The organism is Photobacterium sanctipauli (assembly GCF_003026495.1).
Classification (GTDB): Bacteria; Pseudomonadota; Gammaproteobacteria; order Enterobacterales; family Vibrionaceae; genus Photobacterium; species Photobacterium sanctipauli.
Map to the genome: position 1 here is coordinate 70868 of NZ_PYMA01000019.1, position 23185 is coordinate 94052.

18 protein-coding genes and 3 tRNA genes are annotated in these 23185 nt (G+C 48.9%); 8 read left to right on the top strand and 13 right to left on the bottom strand.

The window, feature by feature from the left end; genetic code table 11:
• Positions 1–75 precede the first annotated feature (75 nt).
• On the bottom strand, positions 76–1557 hold the full coding sequence (locus C9I98_RS22205; RefSeq protein ID WP_036820126.1) for a methyl-accepting chemotaxis protein: 1482 nt from the start codon (positions 1555–1557) through the stop codon (positions 76–78).
• 439 nt (positions 1558–1996) lie between these two features.
• On the opposite strand from C9I98_RS22205, the gene C9I98_RS22210 reads away from it, so the two are divergent.
• Complete coding sequence (locus tag C9I98_RS22210; protein WP_051902245.1) at positions 1997–2851, top strand: type 2 periplasmic-binding domain-containing protein; 855 nt, start codon at positions 1997–1999, stop codon at positions 2849–2851.
• Between the two features lie 89 nt (positions 2852–2940).
• On the top strand, positions 2941–3684 hold the full coding sequence (locus C9I98_RS22215; protein ID WP_158262708.1) for an EAL domain-containing protein: 744 nt from the start codon (positions 2941–2943) through the stop codon (positions 3682–3684).
• Between the two features lie 5 nt (positions 3685–3689).
• Here the strand turns inward: C9I98_RS22215 and C9I98_RS22220 are convergent, their stop codons facing one another.
• Together C9I98_RS22220 and C9I98_RS22225 are read right to left on the bottom strand one after the other, a co-directional pair.
• Positions 3690–4829, bottom strand: a complete 1140-nt coding sequence (locus tag C9I98_RS22220; protein ID WP_051902247.1) for a winged helix-turn-helix domain-containing protein — start codon at positions 4827–4829, stop codon at positions 3690–3692.
• Positions 4830–4832: 3 nt separating this feature from the next.
• A complete protein-coding gene (locus C9I98_RS22225) occupies positions 4833–6131 on the bottom strand; it encodes a winged helix-turn-helix domain-containing protein (RefSeq protein WP_146153901.1) in 1299 nt (432 codons plus the stop codon).
• 684 nt (positions 6132–6815) lie between these two features.
• Here C9I98_RS22225 and C9I98_RS22230 point away from each other — a divergent pair.
• Positions 6816–7670, top strand: coding sequence for a co-chaperone YbbN (locus tag C9I98_RS22230; protein ID WP_036827825.1), 855 nt, complete (start codon positions 6816–6818; stop codon positions 7668–7670).
• A 43-nt stretch (positions 7671–7713) separates the two neighbouring features.
• Here the strand turns inward: C9I98_RS22230 and cueR are convergent, their stop codons facing one another.
• Positions 7714–8106, bottom strand: coding sequence for a Cu(I)-responsive transcriptional regulator (gene cueR / locus C9I98_RS22235; RefSeq protein ID WP_036827823.1), 393 nt, complete (start codon positions 8104–8106; stop codon positions 7714–7716).
• A 183-nt stretch (positions 8107–8289) separates the two neighbouring features.
• Between cueR and C9I98_RS22240 the strand changes: the two genes are divergently transcribed.
• Positions 8290–11244, top strand: coding sequence for a cation transporter (locus C9I98_RS22240; protein WP_107272498.1), 2955 nt, complete (start codon positions 8290–8292; stop codon positions 11242–11244).
• Positions 11245–11394: 150 nt separating this feature from the next.
• Complete coding sequence (locus C9I98_RS22245; RefSeq protein WP_036823784.1) at positions 11395–12273, top strand: TraB/GumN family protein; 879 nt, start codon at positions 11395–11397, stop codon at positions 12271–12273.
• A 262-nt stretch (positions 12274–12535) separates the two neighbouring features.
• On the opposite strand, the gene C9I98_RS22250 is transcribed toward C9I98_RS22245, so the two are convergent.
• The 3 genes from C9I98_RS22250 to C9I98_RS22260 all read right to left on the bottom strand — a co-directional run bounded on the left by C9I98_RS22250 (position 12536) and on the right by C9I98_RS22260 (position 13040).
• A tRNA-Pro gene (locus tag C9I98_RS22250) sits at positions 12536–12612 on the bottom strand.
• Between the two features lie 136 nt (positions 12613–12748).
• Positions 12749–12825: transfer RNA gene (locus C9I98_RS22255), tRNA-Pro, on the bottom strand.
• Between the two features lie 138 nt (positions 12826–12963).
• Positions 12964–13040 (bottom strand) — tRNA-Pro (locus C9I98_RS22260).
• Between the two features lie 382 nt (positions 13041–13422).
• Between C9I98_RS22260 and C9I98_RS22265 the strand changes: the two genes are divergently transcribed.
• Complete coding sequence (locus C9I98_RS22265) at positions 13423–13563, top strand: DUF3149 domain-containing protein (RefSeq protein ID WP_036821663.1); 141 nt, start codon at positions 13423–13425, stop codon at positions 13561–13563.
• Positions 13564–13691: 128 nt separating this feature from the next.
• Positions 13692–14273, top strand: coding sequence for a DNA endonuclease SmrA (smrA, locus tag C9I98_RS22270; protein WP_036821665.1), 582 nt, complete (start codon positions 13692–13694; stop codon positions 14271–14273).
• Positions 14274–14386: 113 nt separating this feature from the next.
• Here the strand turns inward: smrA and C9I98_RS22275 are convergent, their stop codons facing one another.
• The 5 genes from C9I98_RS22275 to C9I98_RS22295 all read right to left on the bottom strand — a co-directional run bounded on the left by C9I98_RS22275 (position 14387) and on the right by C9I98_RS22295 (position 19926).
• The gene (locus tag C9I98_RS22275) at positions 14387–15001 is read right to left on the bottom strand and encodes a LysE family translocator (protein ID WP_036821667.1); all 615 of its coding nucleotides are present in this window, start codon (positions 14999–15001) and stop codon (positions 14387–14389) included.
• Between the two features lie 81 nt (positions 15002–15082).
• The gene (locus C9I98_RS22280) at positions 15083–16021 is read right to left on the bottom strand and encodes a LysR family transcriptional regulator (RefSeq protein WP_107272499.1); all 939 of its coding nucleotides are present in this window, start codon (positions 16019–16021) and stop codon (positions 15083–15085) included.
• Between the two features lie 40 nt (positions 16022–16061).
• On the bottom strand, positions 16062–16541 hold the full coding sequence (gene ybaK, locus C9I98_RS22285) for a Cys-tRNA(Pro) deacylase (protein WP_107272500.1): 480 nt from the start codon (positions 16539–16541) through the stop codon (positions 16062–16064).
• A gap of 113 nt (positions 16542–16654) precedes the next feature.
• Positions 16655–18328, bottom strand: a complete 1674-nt coding sequence (gene ushA, locus C9I98_RS22290; RefSeq protein WP_036819260.1) for a bifunctional UDP-sugar hydrolase/5'-nucleotidase UshA — start codon at positions 18326–18328, stop codon at positions 16655–16657.
• Between the two features lie 233 nt (positions 18329–18561).
• Entirely contained in the window at positions 18562–19926 is a 1365-nt protein-coding gene (locus tag C9I98_RS22295; RefSeq protein ID WP_036819258.1) for a Na+/H+ antiporter NhaC family protein, read from the bottom strand.
• Between the two features lie 360 nt (positions 19927–20286).
• Here C9I98_RS22295 and C9I98_RS22300 point away from each other — a divergent pair, with 360 nt between their 5' ends.
• Complete coding sequence (locus C9I98_RS22300; RefSeq protein ID WP_036819256.1) at positions 20287–22170, top strand: methyl-accepting chemotaxis protein; 1884 nt, start codon at positions 20287–20289, stop codon at positions 22168–22170.
• 136 nt (positions 22171–22306) lie between these two features.
• Here the strand turns inward: C9I98_RS22300 and kdsA are convergent, their stop codons facing one another.
• The gene (kdsA, locus tag C9I98_RS22305; protein ID WP_036819254.1) at positions 22307–23161 is read right to left on the bottom strand and encodes a 3-deoxy-8-phosphooctulonate synthase; all 855 of its coding nucleotides are present in this window, start codon (positions 23159–23161) and stop codon (positions 22307–22309) included.
• Positions 23162–23185 lie beyond the last annotated feature (24 nt).

The following is a 23185-nucleotide window of genomic DNA, read 5'->3' on the forward strand; positions in this document are numbered from 1 at the left end:
TGATTGAAATCGCTGCCGTCACCGTTGGCTGGAACGACAGTAAGGTAATAATGGTTTTCGCTATATTTTTTATATTTATTGGGTTTTGAGATCGAAGCCCGTCAGGGAAGACTGCAATGCTTCGACCTGTTGGTTTACCGTGGCTTCGGCAACTTCCAGCTCAGCCACATTCTCTGCCGCCATCGAGACCATATTGTTCAGCTCAAGCACGCTTTGGCCGATGCTTTCGGTTACATCGCTTTGCTGAGATGAAACCTCCGCCACCTCATGGTTCATTTCTTCAAGGGTATCCATTTTGGCTAGGCAAGTTTCAAGCGCCTGCCGCACCTGCTGGTATTCGCTGATCGCGTTTTCACTGGCAATGATGTTTTTATCCATTCGCTCAGTCGTTTCATCAACGTTGTTTTGCAATGCCTGCACCAAGTCATGGATTTCGGTTACGGAAGATTGGGTCTTCATCGCAAGCGAGCGTACCTCATCAGCCACCACCGCAAAGCCACGTCCGAACTCACCAGCCCGTGCAGCCTCGATAGCGGCATTCAGTGCCAACAAGTTAGTTTGATCTGCAATTTCTGAAATCATCTTGCTGATCTGGGAGATCGCATCCGTATTCCCCCTCAAAGAAGCAATGGTCTCATTGGAGTTAGTGAGCTCGCAGCCAATATCATGCAGATAAGATTCGGCCTTTTCCGAGTGGCCACTGCAAATGGAGAGTTGCTGGTGCATATCACTGGATATTGCCGAAGTCTGGGTGCACTTCTGGGCAATTTCTGCCGCCGAAGCACTCAATTCGGTAACAGATGATGAGAGCAATTCGGCCTGGGCTTGCTCGGTATGGTTGCGTTCAATCACGCTACCAATAACGCGAGATAGCGTTCTGTTTTGCTCGGCCACGGCAGTTCCGGCTTGCTGCACGTTCACCAGCGCCCCCCTAACATGGCCTGTAAATCGGTTCAGGATAGACGAGAACAGCCCTACTTCGTCATTCCTTTGGTACCGGAACTGGTAGCTGAGCTGACCATTGGCCACCGTTTCCATACCTTGCTGCATTTCAGACAGCGGCTTGGATATCAGTGCACGAACGGTTACCAGCAGCATCAATACAATCAACAAAATAAACGCCGCAACCAGATACAATTGGGAATAGAAGCTATTTTTCACCGCGCTATCGACCAGAAACTCGTTGAAGGTCACCTTGAAGCGCCCCACCAGCATCTCGCGGTAAAACACCTCAATCGGCGTTGCCTGATCATTTGGGTTACCCAAACTCAAGACCGGATTGTTCAGGTTATCTTCAATGTATAGCCCTTCGATATAACTCGACTCCATGGTCAACTGAGCAATCGCATCAATCTGGGGGTTATCAAGATTGTAAAGCGGTGCTGCCAGCATAATTGCCAACCCGTCCAATCGCTCTTGATGAATATCCAAACTATCGGCTGATGCTGAGTCCCGAACCATCATCAAGTTAATCGACGTCACCAAGACACCTGCAACCAAAAATAGTAGGCATGCTGTTACAACCAATTTCTTAGTAATACTATTGAACAAGCGCATTCTTCATTGCATTCCTTTCAACCACCGCACAAAAATGCCGAGTGACCTCGCACCAGCACCCAAAATCTTTACCCAAGTAGCTGAAAATCTCCGCTATTTAGGTACGGGGCATTAAGGAATAGCCTCAGGCTGAATACCAATGAAAGTGGCTTTAATTTTTTCATTTCCTCCTGATTTATCTGACTCAAAGCAATTTATGTTTTTTTATCTCCAGCCAAAAATATAAACGCCAAGCAAAAAATCACTGACAACACCCATAAGTAACTGTTATTAAAACAACAAATAAAAATAATCTTGTTTTCAGTAAAATTGATTCGTTCTCCCTGTCCTTAACCTCACTCCTTACTTAAATTTGGTGCCGCTGTTGCCTCCCGTCGACTGGCTGTCAGCACATCATTTTCAGGTCGAGTTGAACAAACCAAATTCATAAGGACAACCCATGAAACCACTATCAAAGCTGCTATTGGCTATTGGCCTATTTTCAGCCAGCACGGTACACGCTGCGACTGAAGTCAAAACTATGTTTGGCGGGGTCGATTTATGGCAAGACACGCTACTGCGTTCGGCACTTGATGCATCGGGAAAAGACTATACCGTATCGAAACTCGACAACAGTGGCTTGGGCGAACGTGCTGTCCGTGCGCTTGAAGCAGGCCAAAGTGATGTGATTTGGACAATGACATCGCCTGAAATGGAAGAGCGCTTGATCCCTATTCGTATTCCGCTATTCAAGGGGCTACTGGGCAACAGGCTGCCAATCATTAAAAAAGCCGATCAAGGCAAGTTTGCCTCACTAGACGAGAACCAATTCCGCCAGCTAAAAGTAGGCCAAGTGGAATCATGGCCGGATGCCAAGATACTGGCAAACGACGGGCTGCCTGTTGTCACGAGCATAGAGTACGCCCTACTCTACGGCATGCTAAATGCACAGCGATTCGATTACTTCACGTTAGGCGCAGCCGAAATCGAGGGCGAATTTAATCGTCTAGGCCCTGACGGCCAAATGATCGATAACAATATTCTGATCCAATACCATTCACCAGCTTATTTCTTTGTCAGCCCAACCAAGCCAGAGCTAGCTGCCGATATCACCGCGGGTCTTGAGAAGCTTGTCGCCAACGGTCAATTCGACGAGATGTTCTATAACCTCTCTATTTTCAAAGATCTACACCAGCGCCTGAAACTGGACAAGCGCACTGTGTTCTATATCAACAACAATAGCCTAACGGCGGAAACACCGTGTCAGCGCCCTGAACTGTGGGACTCTCTCTTCGCCACACAGTGTAACCAGTAATTACCCAAGGCTCAGCGCCCAAAGCGCCATGTATTTTATCCAAGGAGTTGGCTGGCCTACGCGCCAGCCAAAATTGCAAGATGCTAACATTGAAAGAGCTCGAAACTGCGTTTTACAACAACCAGTTTATTCCTTTCTACCAGCCGATTATTGATACCCAGCAGGGAAGTACTGCGGCATTCGAGATGCTATTGAGATTGGAAAAAGATGGCCAGATCATCATGCCGTCTGACTTCATCGCAACGCTTGAAGATAGCTGGCTTATCGAACCGGTGACCTATTACCTATTGGAACAGGCATTCGCCCTGATTGCCCAGTACCAAGGGCAGTTTAAGCTAAGCCTAAATGTGCCCCCGCAACTTATCGCTAGCGATGAAATCATCAACCAAATCAAGCTGTACAAACAGCTATACCAGCCGGTTAGCAATGGCGTGATCCTGGAAATAACCGAGCGTTTACCGGTCGAGCATATCGAAGAAACCATCGCGGTTATCCAGGCATTGCAGCTCGAAGGTATCAGCATCTATATCGACGACTACATTCCCAACCATATTCACTCAACGCTGATTTCGCACTCGGCCTTGGAAGGTATAAAGATTGACCGGAGCATGACGGATACCACCAGGATAAACCAACAGCTTTCGATGCTAGATTTGCCGACGCCAAAAGCGGTCCAGTGGATCGCAGAAGGTATCGACTCTGAAGATAAAAAACAACATTGGCAGGAAATGGGGGTGGTTCTCCAACAAGGCTTTTTATTTTCGCCACCTCATGACGAGGCAGCGATCTCGTCCATGCTGGAGACCAATTGGCATACCGAATTCGTTAATTAACGAAGCTAATTCATAAAGGGTAAAATACCGGACTGCGCTTCCGGGCTGGCATGCACCCACAACAAAGTGCCATCAGAAAATAACCACAGATCAGAATTTCCATCCCGGGCGACACTGGTAACTTTGCCACTGGTTCGAACAAACTTGGTTGTTAAGTCGATTAATAACTCATGATCAGCGCTATCATCAAAATACTGGTTAATCGCGTCTTCATTGAGGTGGAAAAAACCAGGCTTTACATTCAACCACTTTTCATTATCAATCCAGCTTGAAGCCTTCCGCTCCATCGTTGAGACTGATTGGGCCAACAGTAAAAAATCATCACCGGTATCTAGAGTTGCCACATTTAATGCCAACGCTTCCCCGTCTTCTTTTTCGTAAGCCATATCCAGCTCGACTTCAAGCAACTGGCGATTAAATGACACAAAATAGGAAGAGTAATAGTTTGAACTACCGTGATAACTCGATACTGTTTTCAACGGTGCATCCAAGCGTCCTTCGGCTAGGTGCTCAAGCATTTCGGGTAGTTGCTTATTATAAAATTGGACAGTGACATCCTCTGATGAATCACAAAGCCCATGGCTGTCCTTGACGCACCAACTGATGGAATTGAGCTCGCCATATGAAACAGCATAAACATTTAATGCCGAGCGGCGGCGTGCCAAATGTTTTATAAATGTCTCGCTTTCTTCACTTAATGTGGTGAGAGCAAATAGCGCATTATCATTATTCAGTGCGTCTTTTTCTAATCCATGACGAGGAAACAACAGTGCAATAGCCAGGGCTAATAACCCACCCAGTACGCCCGCTAAGAAATACATCCCGGTACGCTTCTTTTTTACCGTCTTTCGTTCGGTAATATTAACCCGGTATCCCAATCTGGGCACCGTAATAATAACATCCTTACCCAACTTGTTACGTAAGTTTAATATCACCCCAAACAATGATGACTCGGTGACATAACCATTTGGCCAACCAGCGCTTAGTAACTGTGCTTTGGTCAATATCTCATCATGGTGATCAACAAAGTATTGCAATATTCGATCTTCAGAGGCATTAAGCTTAACCTGAACATCATTTTTAAATAGCTTTCTCTCATCTGTATCAAATACGACATTGTCAGAAAGAAAAATTAGCTCTTTCATCTGTCACTCCATACAAGATGATACATCCAGACCATACACCCAATTCATTGACTGCCCAGGAATTAACAATAGCCCCATGTTATGTTGGCTGTAAGGAAGGTGAATTCGATAACTGCCTTTTTCAGTACCCGCCATTCGCATGAGCTCACTGGCATATTGGCCCGCATTACTAAGCAACGCATTATCAAATTTTAAGATGCTTAATTTTACATCTGCTGATGCCATGAACTCCTCAAAGTCGGGTTGCTGTAATTTGGCCCTCCCTCCCCTAACACCAATGGTATGGCTTTGCTCATTAAGATCCGCAGCATACATGACCCCTGAGAAAACTTGATTATCACAACTTTCCCCTGAGCTTATACTCCGGGTCGAATACTGAACCGTGGTGTTATCATCAAGGTATCGGTAGACATTACTCAGCCATTGCGTCTTTGATGACATATCTGCACGGAGTTCCCGCTTAGCCAAATAACGCTGCTTAATATCTTGCGCGAGTTGAGTTAAACGCTGCTCTTTTTCACTGCGGTTTAGCATCACTGAGAAGCTTTCACTTTCATCACAAATACGGTTCTGAGAGTTGCAGCCGGCAATATAAAGAGCATGCTTAGTTTGATAGAAATACAGCATCCTTTCTTTATTGGGTAACAGCGAAATGAGTCGCTCGGCATACTCTCTCAGTGGCAACAATAACTCAGCACTGTCACTATAGAGCGTTATGTGGTTACCGGTCATCACATCATAGCTAATATATAACTGCTCTTGCTCAACGTCTGGAGAAGTGCCCAACCAGAAAACCCCACCAGCTACGGCGGCTAACAGCGCCATGGCACCGAAAGTAATGCCAGTTACCCAATGTGATGTCTTTTTCTCTGTTTTTACCGTTAAGGCGTCAGGCTTTAATATGTAACCTACTTTTGAAACATTCTCTAAATATACACCTTTTTCTGGCTCGCCTAATTTTCCCCTAAGGCTTCTTATTACCTGAAATAGGGATGAGTCGGTAATGATACGATTAGGCCAAGCTGCCGCGATCAGTTCCTCTTTCGGTACTGGTTGCCCTAGTCGGCGATAAAGCACCAGCAAGACTTGATACTCTGAGTAATTCAATGTGACTTTATCTTGGTCTGACCACAATACGTCACTTTCAGGATTCCATTTAACGTTACTTTTGAAGACTACGTTGCTGATCATTATGGTTTTCACCACATAAAAACTTAAGCTTAGTGAGAATAACTGACGTAAAAAATTTTTTTTATAATTTATATACTTTAAACAAGTATTGATTTTTATATTTCCATACAAACCAAAGCAAAGATAGATGAAATATATCCCCTACAATGCTTTTCATTTTATACGGTTATCACCAGCAATAATGCCCGTGTAACATATTGATTTGCAAGTATCGGAATCTTACCCCAAACAAAAGGGATTTACTAACACTTTGGAACCAACTCGATATTTTAAGCACCAACAAAAAACACAATAAAAACAACAAACAAACATTTAATTAACCAAGCGTCAATTTTCAAACTCAATGAAAATATATATCGTCGGAAATATGGCGAAGCATGTATTGTGATTTATTTTTTATAAAGAAAGAGTGTAACTGACAATCAAGTTTATAAAGTTCTGACGACTCAATTTTAATTTATCGTATTGATGACTTTAAATTAAATAGGCATGAGACATCTCGGCAATGGCTTTTATGCCATCCTCATAAAGTGGTATGAACTAGTTTTTAAAGGCAATGAAGTCAGTCTACTGGCTTTTTCATTTCAATTCTCTGCCAGACTTCAAACATCACAAAAGTTAGAGGGCCAATTGAAATTGATAATGGGGTCATTAGGGTTCACCCACCCTCGATACAGGCTTGCTCAAGTACAAACAACTTTTGCAATTTATTGGCTAACTGTTGAAATAGATAGCCTTTGCCCCCATAACTATAACTAACAAAAGAGCAGGATTCTTAGGGAGCGAAGTAAACCCATGTACCAACAAATTGCTATCGAGCTAAACGAGCAAAACTTGCAACAGGTCATCGAGCAATCAATGCAAACACCTGTTGTGATCAGCTTTTGGGCGCCTTCTATGCCTGAAACCAGAGAAGTTAACCAAGTGCTTGAGCACGTTGTCGCTTCCTACCAAGGACTCGTTACCCTTGCTACCTTGAACTGTGAAACCGAACAGATGGTTGCTTCTCAGTTTGGCGTCCGCAGCCTACCCACGGTTGCCCTATTCAAAAACGGCCAACCTGTTGATGGTGCCGCTGGCCCACAAACAGAGCAAAGCATCCGCGAAATGCTCGCCAAACACCTGCCAAGCCAAGAAGAGCTGGAACTTAAAGCGGCGCTAGAAAAAGTCGATGCCCAGCAATACGGCGAAGCCCTGCCTGTCCTTCGCGAACTTGCGACCAAGTTTGAGAAAAACAGCGTGATCACCCTTGCGATTGCCGAGTGCCTTGTTGAAACCTCGCAATACGATGAAGCAGAAACTTTGCTTGCAACGGTGCCGATGCAAGATCAGGATGCGAAATACAAAGGGCTAATGGCCAAACTAGAACTTCATAAACAAGCTAGCGATTCGCCTGAAATCCGCCTGTTGGAAGAGAAATTTGCCGCGCAACCAGACAACCTTGATATTGCCTTCGAGCTTGCTGTTCAGTACAGCCAAGTTGAACGCGCCGAAGAAGCATTAGAGCTGCTCATCAAACTACTTCGCAAGGACATGAACTTTGCCGATGGCAACGCGAAAAAGACCACGATGGATATACTGGCTGCACTTGGCCAAGGCAATGCTATCGCCAGTAAGTTCCGCCGCCAGCTATATTCACTGATGTACTAGAAATAAATGCGATACCGCCACTCTCATTGTCATGGTGTGGCGGTTAATCATGCTTACAAAGGCCTTCAATGATTGGGCAGTTGGCCCCCTCATCACCCGGGCATTGTTTGGTCAGCACTTCCAACGTTTGCTTCATTTCCAATAACTCTTTGATTTTTTCGTCAATTTCCACCAACTTTTGCTCTGCTTTGGCTTTTACATCAGCACTGCGCCTTTTGGGATCACGCGAGAAATCCAATAATTCTTTGCTCTCGTCCAAAGTAAAGCCGACCAACCGGGAGCGCCGGATAAGGTGTAGCTCATCAATGTGCTTTTCACTGTACTGGCGATAGCCATTTTCAGCCCTAAACGGCGGTGAAATAACGCATTTATCTTCATAAAAACGGATGGTCTTCGCGGTTAGCCCCGTCAACTTGGCAACTTCACTGATGTTCATAGCAAACCTTACAGTTGATGTAATCTTTGTGGCTATTATTGGAGATCTATGTTCCTTATACAACCCCAATAAAAAACCATTGACCTTCCAGTTGATGGAAGCTTTATCATTAGGGCATCATCTTAAAAAGATCGGTGGATTGGCCACTCCAATTCCCCGCCAGGATAGTATTAAGGCAACCCCATGGCTGAGCTCACCCTCCCCCTCGCAAAAGTCAGGTGCATGAATTGCGCCGGCAAAATCCAATCCGCACTGCTGTCTCAGGCAGGTATTACCCGTGCCGAGGTAAATACCGAGCAGGCCGTACTCCAAGGGGATTTCGACCCTATGGCTGCCGTCACCGCCATTGATGAACTCGGCTATGAGGCGGGCTATAAATACGACCTACCACTGCAGGGGCTATCCTGCTGCAAGTGCGTCAACAAGGTCAAAACTGCCCTTGCCGATGAAGCCGGTATCTTTGAGTTCGAGGCAAGCAAAACTCGCCTAACCGGTCGCGGCATTATGCCACAAGCCAACCTGGTAGCAGTGATTGAGCAACTTGGTTTCCAGGTACCGCAGCTATCAACAACCCAGCTCACCCTATCGGGGCTTAGCTGTGGTAAATGCGTTGCGAAAGTTGAGGCAGCACTGAGCGTACACCCCTATATCGACGCTTTCGAGGTGAGCAAGACAGCGGCCACAATCGACGCTTACCTTTCAGAGCAAGCGCTGATCGATTGTATCCATGAGCTCGGCTTCACCGCTCACAGCGCGAATAATACCGAGACCACAACGATTGAGCAGGCGGAACCGGCTACTCAACAAGCTCAACAAGCTCAACAAGCTCAACAAGCTCAACAAGCTCAACAAGCTCAACAAGCAAACCAACCACAGTACAGTGCCACTGCCCAGCAATTTATTCTATCGGGCATGACCTGTGCCAGTTGCGTCGCGTCAGTGGAACAGGCCATCAACTCGGTCTCGGGCGTTCAGCAGGCCAATGTGAACTTGGCCGAGCGCACAGCGCTAGTTTCAGGCGCCGCATCTGCCGAAATGATCATCCAGGCGATTACCGATGCCGGGTATGGCGCCGAGCTTAGCGAAGATGAGCAAACACGCCGCCAGCGCCAACAGCAGCAGAACGAGCAAAGCTTCCGCCAGCACATCCGCCATTCGGTCATCGCCTTAATTGCAGGCGGTGCCATGATGGCGTGGGGAATGTTCGGTGGCAGCATGATGATCAACTCCCCTCAAGATCAACTGGGCTGGGGCGCTGTTGGCCTCCTCACGTTGCTCTTGTTGCTAACCGTGGGGCGCCACTTCTTCATCAATGCTTGGAAAGCCTTCAAGCATCACCGCGCAACCATGGATACCCTGGTAGCCCTCGGAACAGGGTCGGCGTGGCTTTATTCAATGCTGGCGGTGCTTGCCCCAGAGATCTTGCCAGCCCAAGCAAGGCATGTTTATTTTGAAGCCTCCGCGATGATCCTTGGCCTTATCACCCTTGGCCATGCATTAGAAGCCAGAGCCAGAAGCCGGACATCCAAAGCACTAGAGCAACTGATGGACTTGCAACCACAAACGGCGGTTATCATCGAAAATGGTGAAGAGCGTGAAGTCCCTCTGGCTGATGTCAAAGCCGGAATGCAACTTCGCCTCTACCCCGGGGCCAAAGTCCCGGTCGACGGTACGATTATCGACGGCCAAAGCTACATTGACGAGTCCATGCTTACAGGCGAACCTATTCCAGCCAACAAGCAGCAGGGCGATCAACTCCATGCCGGTACCATCAACCAAAATGGTAGCTTGATTTTCAAAGCGGAAAAGATCGGCCATGACACCATGCTAGCGCGTATTATTGACCTGGTTCGCCAAGCGCAAAGTAGCAAGCCGGCATTGGCACGCCTTGCCGATACCATTTCAGGTATCTTTGTCCCGACAGTCATGATCATCGCTATCGTGACCGCCATGGTTTGGTACTATGTTGGCCCTGATCCATCCAGCATCTACATGTTGGTTACTGCAACGACAGTGCTGATCATTGCCTGCCCTTGCGCCCTTGGATTAGCGACCCCGATGTCGGTCACTGTCGGGGTCGGACGCGCTGCCGAGCACGGGGTTCTGATCCGCAATGCCGAAGCCATGCAGGTCGCGGCTGACGTTGACACTGTCGTACTAGATAAGACTGGTACCTTAACCGAAGGCCGCCCTCAACTTATCGAAATCCAAGCCTATCAAGGAATGGGCAGCAACCAGTTACTGGCACTCTCGGCCAGTCTTGAGCAGGGCTCGGAGCACCCGTTAGCCAAGGCTATTCTCGATGCGGCAAGCGAGCAATCTATCCGCTTGATGCCCCAGCAAGGGTTCCAAGCGTTACCGGGCCTAGGGGTAAGCGGCATCGTCAACCACAGTAACTTGCTGCTTGGCAATAAGAAACTGATGGATGAGCACAACGTGGATCTGGCTGCCGTTTTGACCGATGCAGAGAATATCAGCCAGCAGGGCGCAACCCCTATTTTCGTCGCACAAGACAACCTCGTTGTTGGCCTTATGGGTATCAGTGACCCGCTGCGTCACGACTCCATTAGCGCAATCAAGCGCCTATCAGATATGGGCTTAGACGTGATCATGCTAACCGGTGATGTGGAAGCCACCGCGAAAGCCATTGCCAACCAAGCCGGGATCAACCACGTGATAGCAGGCGTACTTCCCGATGGCAAGGCAGCCAAAGTGGCTGAGTTGCAGCAACAAGGCAAAAAAGTCGCGATGGTGGGTGACGGGATCAATGATGCCCCCGCGCTGGCCCAAGCCGAGGTCGGCATCGCCATGGGGAGTGGCAGTGATGTGGCAATAGAAAGTGCCCAACTCACCTTGATGCGTCATTCGCTTCATGGTGTCGCAGACGCACTGCAGCTATCAAAGGCCACACTCAAGAATATGAAGCAGAACCTATTTGGTGCCTTTGTTTACAACACCTTGGGGATCCCGATTGCAGCCGGCGTACTTTTCCCGTTCACCGGAGCACTCCTGAGCCCGGTTGTGGCCGGGGCAGCCATGGCGCTCTCTTCAATCACCGTGGTAAGTAACGCCAACCGCCTACGTCTGTTCCGGCCTACCGGTACCACCCAGTCTCAAGCTACGCACAAGGAGCAATAACATGGTTGCTATTATTGGTATCGCCGCAATTGCCTTTATCGTTTGGTGGTTCTGGCTTCACCCGGATAAATAGCCAGAATGGCAGATAGCTGATATAACAAAGGTTGTTCCCTTAGCTATCTGCCTACTACTAACGGCCTTTATCAAATTATGCCTTTATCAAGATTGACTGCTCGCCTCACCAAACTCTTCTGGCTATTACCCTTTATCACTGCACCGGCCTATGCCGAACCCATGGTATGGCTAGCTAAAGATCAACAGCGGGAGTTTGTCTTCTTTGGCTCCATCCATGCCGGAAACGACAGCCTATACCCACTGCCTAAGCCTTTTCATGATCACTGGGCAAAAGCAGATGCCTTGGTGGTGGAAGCCAATATCCTCAAGCCCAGCAATACCCGATTAAGCCCAAGCCAACCCACAGTGCTTGATCAGCTGGACGATAGCGAAAAAGAGAAATTGGCGCAGGTTGTCAAGCAAACCCACCTTTCGAACCCTACCCTGCTCAACAGCCCACCTTGGCTTGCAGCGATACAGCTACAAATGGCAATGGCGGTACAGGCAGGGCTATCAACCGAGCAAGGCATTGATATCACCCTGCTACAAAGAGCCGAAGAAGATAAGCTACCTATTCTGGAGCTAGAGAGTGTCGAGCAGCAAATCGCCATGATGGAGCAGTTAGACGATCACGGCAAAGACTTACTGATGTCGACGGTTAACGAGTGGGAAGCCATGCAATCCCAACTGCAGTGCTTGCTCGATGCTTGGACGGCAGGGGATCACCAACAATTGCTTGCGCTATTCAATGACAGCCAGTATTCCGCCAGCACCGATGAAGCGCTTATCTTTGAGCGTAACCGCAACTGGGCAAAGACGCTTAGCTCATCCCCGCAATACCAGCAGGGCCGCTTTATCATCGTAGTGGGGGCGCTGCACTTATTTGGCGAACAAGGTGTGCCAGCCCTACTGCGGCAACAAGGCTTTGATGTCAGCTTGCTCACCGAAGGAAAGAAAAGCCGCTGCCATTATTAGGCGTTTCCGCCATACCTATGAGCAGAATGCGCTACCAAACTGCGTTATTCACTGACACTAGAAACAGAAAAGCCTCGTCATTTGACCGGGACGCGCAGTTGAGGCTTTTGAAGAGTGGTCGGTGAAGAGGCCAATCAAGGTAATAGGGAACCCCCGACTCTCTGGTCCGCCATACCTAAGAGCAGGATGCACTACCAAACTGCGCTATTCACTGACACCAGAAACAAAAAAAGCCTCGTCATTTGACGAGGCTTCTGAAGAGTGGTCGGTGAAGAGGGATTCGAACCCCCGACCCTCTGGTCCCAAACCAGATGCGCTACCAAACTGCGCTATTCACCGACATTGTTGAGCTTTGCGATGCCCCTGCTCGAGGGTCGCCTCTGGTCCGCTATTCCCAAAAATCAGGATGCCCTACCAAACTGCGCTATTCACCGACAATAAATAATGGCTTTTAGTATACCACTATTTGAAATAGTGGTCGGTGAAGAGGGATTCGAACCCCCGACCCTCTGGTCCCAAACCAGATGCGCTACCAAACTGCGCTATTCACCGACATTGTTGAGCTTTGCGATGCCCCTGCTCGAGGGTCGCCCTCTGGTCCGCTATTCCCAAAAATCAGGATGCGCTACCAAACTGCGCTATTCACCGACGATAAATAATGACTTTTAGAATGCCACTATTTTGAAATAGTGGTCGGTGAAGAGGGATTCGAACCCCCGACCCTCTGGTCCCAAACCAGATGCGCTACCAAACTGCGCTATTCACCGACATTGTAAGCATTGCGATGCCCTTGCTTGAGGGTCGCCCTCTGGTCCGCTATTCCCAAAAATCAGGATGCCCTACCAAACTGCGCTATTCACCGACTTAATTAAGTAAAAAGTCTTATAAACTCTTTACTTGCTAGCAGCTGTGCTGCTGAGGTGGCTTATAATACTCAGCCTCTAAAATTACGCAAGCAAAAATAGCTTTTTTTTAAATTTCGAACTTTGTTTGACTATTGTTGCAGCAATAAACGTAATTTAGTGATCGCAAGCACACCATTCAACACAGTAATGATACATATACCCTACCATTGATCCAGATCATCATAACATTTCCGTTTCATTGGTTATCTTGTAGCCACATTCTCGCAACCCAAAGGAAAATGATATGGAATTTTGGCTAGACCTGCTATTTGGCAATGCCGTAGGCCTCTCTTCAATGATTGTTATTTTTGGGGCGCTGGGACTGATGTTATTTTTCGGCGGTTTCTTTATCTATAAGGTACTGTCGGCACCTTCTCCTCACTAGAGCCATTTAGCAATGTAGTGTGCTTGCGCCAGAGCCAAACATGTCGGTGTTGGCTCTGGATTTCTTTTCTACCTGCGTTAACTTGATATAATCATCGTTATTAGTATTAGTTTCTAGCTGTTAGCACTATGTCAGATAACGATGAACTCGATCTCTTCAGAGAGATGATGGCCGATGTCTCGCCGATGGAGCAAGACAAGGTCGAAGACACCGCTAAGCACCAAGTGACCGAGGCGCATCTAGCGCGACGCCTTGCTGCGCAAACCCTATCCGATAGTGATCCCGAATACTTGTCACTCGACTATGCCAAAATGGTCAAACCCGACGACATGGTGGAGTTTAAACGCGATGGTGTCCAAGAAGGCGTATTCCGCAAGCTACGCTTGGGCAAATATGATATTCATGCGCGCCTCGACCTGCACCGCAAGACACTTAAGCAAGCCCGAGATGAAGTACTTCAATTCCTCAAGCAATGCCAGCGTATGGATATCCGTACGGTGATCATTGTTCACGGCAAGGGCGAGAAATCTAACCCACCCGCCATGATGAAGAGCTACGTGGCAACTTGGCTAGAGCAAATTTCCGATGTGATGTGCTTCCACTCGGCACTTCGCCAGCACGGCGGCAACGGTGCCTTGTATGTCATGCTCAAGAAGAGCCCCGAGCGCAAGCTCGAGAACCGCGAGCGGCACAGTAAGCGCCAAAGCTAGCGACATACCTTTAGCGTCACCCAATTAAAAACCAAGAGGAGCCTGCTCCTCTTGGTTTTTATCATCGATTCGAATTTATCAGTGATTAACTTTTATCGTTGATAGAAGTGCTACTAGGCTTGGATCACGACCCGCAGTGCCAACAGGATCAATACCACACCAGAAAGTTGGTCAATCAACTGTGCCTTTTCGCGTAGCTTATCAAGCACCTTCGGGCTAGATAGAACAAAAGCGATCAGGGTATACCATAAGCCATCCACCAGCAGCGGTGTTGCCACGATAATAGCGCGGCTGCTTGCCTCGGTGCCCACCGCAACAAACTGGCTAAACAATGCCAAGAAGAACAGGGCCAGCTTCGGGTTAAGTAATGAAATCATCGCCCCATCTCGGGCCGCAACCCAAATACTTGCAGGCTCGCCAGCTGCCAGTTTGGCTGCAACGCCGCCTTTTGAGCGCAGCGCGTTCACGCCAAGATAAGCCAAATAAGCGGCACCGGCATAAGTAATAAATGAAAACAGCATCGGTGACTGTTTCAATACAACGGCCAAACCCAGTAAAGTCAGTAAGGCATAAACCCCGACCCCGAGCGCGTGCGCCCAAGACGTCACTACACCATGAAAGCGGCCACCAGATAAACTATGCTTGGCAACCACTGCCAAGCTCGGGCCTGGCGACATCGCGCCAAGCATGCAAACCATTAATAATGAAAGCCAAACTGTAAATGTCATTGTTGTACTCCTTGTGTTGCCTTCACCATAGCAATCACAAGTCATTCGTGGAAATCAAAAGAAATCATCAAAGCTATGATTTTAAATCATACCCTTTAGCCGATCGACTTGGCTTATCGAATACATAGAGCTTTGCATGACATTCAATACCTGCTCCCTGAACCAAGTATGGGCAGGATCTGCATCAAATTTAGGGTGCCAGATCAACCAATAACGATGCTCCGGGACGGGAATAGGCAACGGTTTGGAAACAATGGGAAGTATTGCCTGCATGTTTACCGCAATATGTTCAGGAATGACCATCAGCATGTCTGTCCGGCACAACGCCTCAAACGCCGAGCTAAAAAACGGCACCGATAGCTGAACATGTCGAGAAAGCCCAAGCGCCTTTAGTTCATGATCAATGAAGCTGTCTTTGTCTCCCCCTGCCGACACCCGCATGTGCGGAAACTGCACCAACTGCCCAACACTGAGCTCATCAACATTGGCCAAAGGATGGTTGTTGCACATCACGCAGACCGGGTAGTCAGCCCCTATATGGGCCCCACATAGGCCATCGGGGATCGCAGGCAACATGGTCGATACCAACTGGACATCCAAGTCGGCCAACAAGGGTAATTTTTCCGGGGACCACAGCTGATAGCTCAAGTTTAGGTTTGGGGCGCTCTTTTGCACCCTTTCAACTATTTCCGGCAATATATACTGAGCCACGTAATCGGATGAAGCGAGTGCGATTGGCCCTTGCCACTGGCTGGGAACAAACTCATCACTGCTTAACAGATCATCGCAACCCGCAATAATTGCCGCAACCCGTGGCCGAAGCTGAATCGCCTTCGAGGTAGGGATCAATCGGTTGCCATCACGGATAAGCAGTTGGTCATCAAATAGCGCCCTCAGTTGGGTTAACTGCCGACTCACCGCCGACTGGGTGACAAACAAACGCTCAGCCGCCCGGCTAACATGGCACTCTTCGAGCAGAACCAACAGCGTACGCATTAAGTTTAGGTTGACTTGGTTCATCGCTGTTTGCTCCGCTATGACATTATCAGCAAGTAGGCAACTAGGCTGCCTTGGCTATCTCAGCAAATTGGCCTGAAGTCAGCATAAGCAGATCACTTGGCGTCAGCTCAATTTCCAAGCCGCGGCGACCCGCACTCACACAGATTGTCTCAAACTGCTGGGCGGAAGCATCGAGGAAAGTCGGTAATCGCTTCTTCTGTCCGAGCGGGCTGATCCCCCCCACGATGTAACCCGTGGTTTTCTCGGCGATTTGCGGATCGGCCATCTCAGCCTTTTTCCCGCCAGCAGCCTTTGCCGCCGCCTTGAGATCTAGCATCCCCGCCACGGGTACAATAGCAACAGCGAGCTTCTTCGGATCACCATTAAGGGCAAAAAGTAAGGTTTTGAATACTTGATTCGGGTCTTGACCCAATACTTCAGCAGCTTCCAAGCCAAAATTGGTATTGGCCGGATCATGCTGGTATTGATGAACGGTGTGGGTAACTTTCTTCTTTTTAGCAAGATTGATAGCTGGAGTCATCGCACCATGATCCTAAATAAAAAATTAGACTTGCCAATATAGCTTAAAAAACAAAGCCCCAGCAAATTGCCGGGGCTGAATGTGGGGCATATTTAGCGAACGCTAACTATCCGCTACTTGTAAACAATCTCGCCCTTGGGTGCAAAAGCATTGACATCAATCGGGCTGTTAACCTCCAGGAACTCTTTCAATACTTCCGCATCCACAAAGCCGGTGTTCACATGACCAGCGTGACCGGTCACTTTCGGATAGCCGTCACCGCCAGCGGCATTGAAGCTTGGTACCGTAAAGCGGTAAGTATCAGTCATGCTCAGTGGCTTGCCGCCAATTTTCACATCGCTGACTTTGCCGTTAGCAACGGTCATCGAAATGCCGTAGAACTGCGCATAGGCACCCGAATCAACCGGCTTGGTCGCAACAACATTCAGGTAGTCCATCACCTCAACCCCTGTCATATCGTTGTAGGTCACGATATTACCAAACGGCTGCACGGTCAGCACATCTTTGTAGGTGATATTGCCCGCAGCAATCGAATCGCGCACACCGCCAGAGTTCATTACCGCAAAGTCGGCTTTGGCACGTTGCATGTGGGAGGCGGCAATCAAGCGGCCTAGGTTAGTCTGCTGGAAGCGCACCACATTACGATCGCCCTCCAGTTTGCCATTTGATTCCGCAATCTTGATATTAAGCTGATCTTGACCACGCTCTTGGTATGGCTGAAGGAATGCCTTCACTTCCTGGTTTTCAGCAATTTCATCTTGAATAAAGACACGCTGCGAAGAACCGTCAGCCAGCTTAACCTTCTTCTTCAGGTTAACCGGGATCAGATCGTAGCTCACCATCTGCAGCTCGCCATTCTTGAATTCGAAGTCAGCACGGCCAACGTATTTACCCCATTCATGGGCTTGGACAATCCAGGTTCCGTTTTGCTGATCCGGCTGACAATCGTCACCTGGGTTGAAGTTCTTGTTGTACATGTTCGGGCCTTCCATACAGACCGGCTCCTGCGAGTGACCACCCACAATCATGTCCAAATCGCCTTCGTTCAGGTAGCGGGCCAATGCCACATCACCCGGCGCATTGATGCCGCGATTGCCGTTTTCATAGTGGCCCATGTGGGTTGCCGCAATGATCACATCCGGCTTTTCTGTCGCCTCAAGCTCGGCAATCAGCTTCTTCGCTTCTTCTTTAGGATCGCGGAAATCTACGCCGCCGATGTATTCCGGGTTACCGATTTTCGCGGTGTCTTCCGTCGTTAGGCCGATCACGGCAATCTTGATACCTTGCTGCTCGAAGATCTGGTAAGGCTGGAACAAGCGCTCACCCGTATCTTTATCATAGATATTGGCAGACAGCATAGGGAACTCGGCCCACTCCTCCTGCTTACGCAACACATCCAGCGGGTTATCAAACTCATGGTTACCCAATGCCATGGCATCGTAACCCAGCATGTTCATGCCCTTGAAGTCCGGCTCGGCATCTTGCAAATCGGATTCTGGTACGCCGGTATTGATATCGCCACCTGACAGCAACAGGGTTGTCCCGCCCTCAGCAGCGACTTCTGCTCGAATTTGATCAAGTAAAGTTTTGCGCGCGGCCATCCCATACTCACCATATTGGTTCTGCCAGAAGCGGCCATGGTGGTCATTGGTATGAAGGATTGTCAACTTATAAGACTCACCTTGCTGCCATGCTGGTTGCGTGGTTTCTGCTTGGTTGGCACAGCCAACAAGGGATGCAAGTACGGCTGCTGTTAATGCTGTTTTGGCGAAAAAGCGTTGCTTCATGGGGTCACCTTAACCTGGTTATTTTTATATTCCTTTACCGAAAAGTCGGTTTAACAAGCGTCAGTTTAAATTATTTAGTTAACAGCGTTATATTGATTTCATCAATCTGTTGCCTAGATCACCATACTTAACCACCTTGTTGATAACATCGCCCTAACAAGCACAAAAAAGCCCCGCTTTTGCGGGGCTTAAATTCTTTATCAGGTAAAATCAGAACCTTGTGGGCCTATGGATCAGGCCGTCGTAAGCTTACGGGCCGGGTGCTTCATGAAAACAGCCACTACTGCTGCGATAGCCAAGAAGAAACAGTAGTAAGAGTGGCTCACCACCTCCAGTGGCGATAAGCCAAATACTGAGCCAAGCAACAGGGCTTGTGCACCGTACGGCAAGACACCTTGCACCACGCAAGAGAAGATATCCAGCAAGCTCGCCGCTCGGCGTGGCGTCACACCGTTTTCTTCAGCCAGTTCGCGAGCAACGCCACCAGAAACGATAATCGCTACCGTGTTGTTTGCCGTACAGCAGTTAGTCATTCCCACCAGGCCAGCAATGCCCAACTCGCTAGCACGAAGGTTTTGGCCTTCGGTATGCTGCTTGCTAAACACGCGGATCACTTTACTCACCAATTGGGTTAGGTAGGCCAAGCCACCCTGCTGGCGCATCAACTCACCAATACCGCCGATAAGCATCGACAGCAAGAAAATTTCCTGCATGTTGCCAAAACCGGCATAGATATCCTGACCAATATTCGCCAAACCGTAATCCGCCACCGAGAACAAGCCAATCCCACCAGCCAGAACAATACCAATAGACAGCACAACAAAGACATTCAACCCCGATACCGCCAAAACCAGAATCGTCAGGTATGGCACGACTTTCAGCCACTCCACTTCAGATGTTGCCGGCACTTCAGTTGCCGTACTGCTAAACAGGAACAACACCATTGCAGCGATGGCAGCTGGCAGAGCAATACGAATATTCTCTCGGAACTTGTCCTTCATCTGACACCCCTGAGAGCGGGTAGAAGCAATCGTGGTATCAGAAATAATAGAAAGGTTGTCACCAAACATAGCACCGCTTAGTACCACACCGGCGGTAAGGGCGACATCGAAGCCCGCCGCCTGCGCAATACCCAAGGCGACTGGAGCAACAGCGGCAATGGTGCCCATAGAGGTACCCATGGCTGTCGCGATGAATGCCGAAATCACAAAGATGCCCGGTAGGATCATGCTGGCTGGTAGCATCGACAAGCCAAGATTAACCGTTGCATCAACGCCACCCGTTGCCTTAGCAACCGACGCGAAGGCACCTGCAAGCAGGTAAATCATACACATAGCGATAATATCGCTGTGGCCGACACCACGCAGGAACTGCTCAATGGCCTTGTTTAGCTTTTCTTTGCTCAGCAAAATCGCCACGACCACAGCGGGCAATGCCGCCACAGGGGCTGGCAATTGATAGAAAGCGAAATCGACACCTTGCATGGTGAAGTAAGCACCGACACCGATAAACAGGGCCAGGAAAATCCCTAAAGGAAGTAATGCCAACGCCGACGGGGTTGGTTCAATATGATGTGTTTGTTGTTTTGTGTTTGGCATGGTGATGATAGGACATCTATTTTAAAAATTGCGCGTAGACTATATATATGAACTAGCCATGTCAACATCTAGACGTCTAAACATCTAGATAGCAGTAAAAACGAACAATTATCCTCTGCTAGGCGGTGTTAAAATACCGCCCCTCCCACCAGTAAAGGCGATTCACATTAGCGCCAATAATTTGACCGTTACCCATAATATGCGTCAATTCTTTCGCTTATTTTTCATTCGTTTATTTTTTTTATGATGGGTGTCACTTTTTCGTGCAGCAAGCGCAAAAACGCTATAAAATCCACCGCCTCTTTTATGGAGTAATAAATCCCCCATTATTACTCCGCCCCATTCAGATTAAGTGAAGTAATGAAACTATCATTAAAACAAAAACTCATTGGAGCTAGCCTCTCCGCTGTGGTCATTATGGCTTCAGCGCTCACTTGGCTTGCCGCTGATCAGCTGTTCGAACAAACCCGTAACGGGATCTACTCCCGTGCAGAAAGCCTAGGCGAAGCAGCAAGTGAAGGTATCTCGGAATGGATGGAAATCCGCCGTGCTATCGCCAGCGCCTTTAACGACTACAGCACCGAAGCCGATGTTGTGCCTTTCCTGCAGCAAGCACGCAAGGCCGGCGGCTTTGACGATATCTTCCTTGGCACACCAGCAGGCGATATGTACCGCTCCCACCCAGAGCGTAACCGTGCCGACTACGATCCACGCACCCGCCCTTGGTATCGCGATGCCCAGGCAGCCAACAAGCAGATCGTTACAACGGCCTACCGCGACGCCATCACCAATGCCCTGCTGGTCACGATTGCTGAACCGGTATTGAAAAATGGCAGCATGATTGGTGTTGTCGGGGCAGACGTACTGATCGACCAGCTGATCAGTGATGTGATCAGCCTAGAGGCAGGTAAAAATGCCTATGCAATGCTGATCAACAAGCAAGACAACACTTTCCTTGCTCACCCCAACGAATCTTTACTGCTACAGCCGATCAACCGCTTTACCAATGAGCTATCAATGGCTGATATCGAGCAAGCAGCTCGCTCCGGCAGCATTGAAACGGCCACTATCAGCGGCAAAGAAAAGCTATTCTATTTCACCGAGGTGCCAGGAACAGACTGGGTACTGGGCATCGAAATGGATCGCCAGACGGAAGAAGCGAGCCATGCTTCGCTACTTCGCCAGCTCATCATTACCTCTATTGTGATCACGCTAATTGTTGTTGGCGCAGTTGCCTTCCTAGTCGGCTTCTTGTTCCGCGATCTTGCTCGTGTATCTGATGCCCTAGCAGAAATTGCGTCGGGTGAAGGTGATCTTACCCAGCGCCTTGAACCTCGCAGCGACGATGAAGTGGGCCAACTTGCCCTGAACTTCAACCGATTCGTGGGCAATATGCATACCATGGTTTGCAAGCTAAACGACATCTCCAACTCACTCAGCCAGCAAGCACACCTTACGGCTTCACAGGCAGAAGAGCGCAGCACCCGCATCCAACACCAGCAGGATGAGATCAACATGGTGGCAACCGCTATCAACGAGATGGCAGCTGCAACTCAGGAAATCGCGGGCAATGCTGACAATACCGCTTCGACATCCGGTGAAACCGTACAAGTTGCCGAACATGGCGCAGGCCAAGTAAGCCAGAGCCAGCAATCTATCACCAGCCTTGCCACCGAGGTCGATACTGCAACAGGTGTGATCGGCGAACTGAACACCCACGCCCAGAGCATCAATACCATCTTGTCGACAATTCAAGATATTGCTGAGCAAACCAACCTGTTGGCACTGAATGCCGCGATTGAGGCTGCCCGTGCAGGTGAACAAGGCCGTGGCTTTGCGGTTGTGGCCGATGAAGTACGTGTACTGAGCCAGCGCACCCATGCTTCGACCCAAGAAATCCAGCAGATGATCGAAACCCTGCAGCAGACCACGGGCCGTGCTGTCGGTATCATGGAAGACAGCCGCCGCTTGGCTGAAACCAGTGTCGATGATGCCAATGCGGCTTCTGCCAGCCTGTCGCAGATCAACAGTGCCGTGACCAATATCAGTGATATGGCAACGCAAATTGCTTCTGCTGCCGAAGAGCAATCTTCTGTAACATCAGAGATCACCCGCAACACCGAGGGGATCCGCGACGTTTCCAACGAGCTAGCATCGGAAGCCAGCGAAGCTGCGCAACAAGCCGCCGAGCTTTCTGAACTCTCCCACCAGCTGCACCAGGAGATCAGCCGCTTTAAGCTGTAACAACCAGCGAACGTGTATCTGAACCCGAAGGGCTTGCCATGATGGCAAGCCCTTTTTTATGTGCTCTACGACATATAAAAAGCGCCCCTGCTTTCGCAGGAGCGCTTGAATAAGGTATTAACCAATAAGCTAAGGCTTATTTAATCTCGATAGTCTCGAAGCCTTTGATCAGGTCATCCAACTGCTTCAGCTGGGCCAAGAACGGCTCAAGCTTATCAAGCGGGAATGCAGATGGGCCATCACAACGTGCGTTATCTGGGTCTGGGTGTGCTTCCATGAACAAGCCACCAATACCCGTTGCCAAACCAGAGCGCGCCAGATCAACGGTTTGCTCGCGGCGACCGCCCGAGGCTGCCCCTTGTGGGTCGCGGCACTGAAGCGCATGCGTCACATCAAAGATGATTGGGCTACCATTGGATGCCTTCTTCATCACGTCAAAGCCCAACATATCAACCACTAGGTTATCGTAGCCGTGCAGGACACCACGCTCACAAAGGATGATATTCTCGTTACCACACTCGGCGAACTTCTCAACAATATTACCCACCTGGCCTGGGCTCATGAACTGAGGCTTCTTCACATTGATCACCGCGCCAGTTTTCGCCATCGCCTGTACCAGATCGGTCTGGCGAGCAAGGAAGGCTGGCAACTGGATCACGTCCACAACGTCAGCAACAGGTTGTGCTTGGTACTGCTCGTGGATATCAGTAATGATTTTCACACCGAAAGTGTCTTTCAGCTCTTGGAAGATCTTCAGGCCTTCTTCCATCCCCGGACCACGGTAAGAATGCACCGACGAGCGGTTGGCCTTATCAAAAGATGCTTTGAATACGTAAGGGATCCCCAGCTTGTCCGTCACTTCCACATACTTCTCACAGATCTGCATTGCTAGATCACGTGACTCAAGTACGTTCATTCCGCCAAATAGGACAAACGGCTTGTCATTGGCAACATCAACATCACCAACTCGAACAACTTTCTGTTCCATCATATTCTCTCTTTTATTGATTATCGC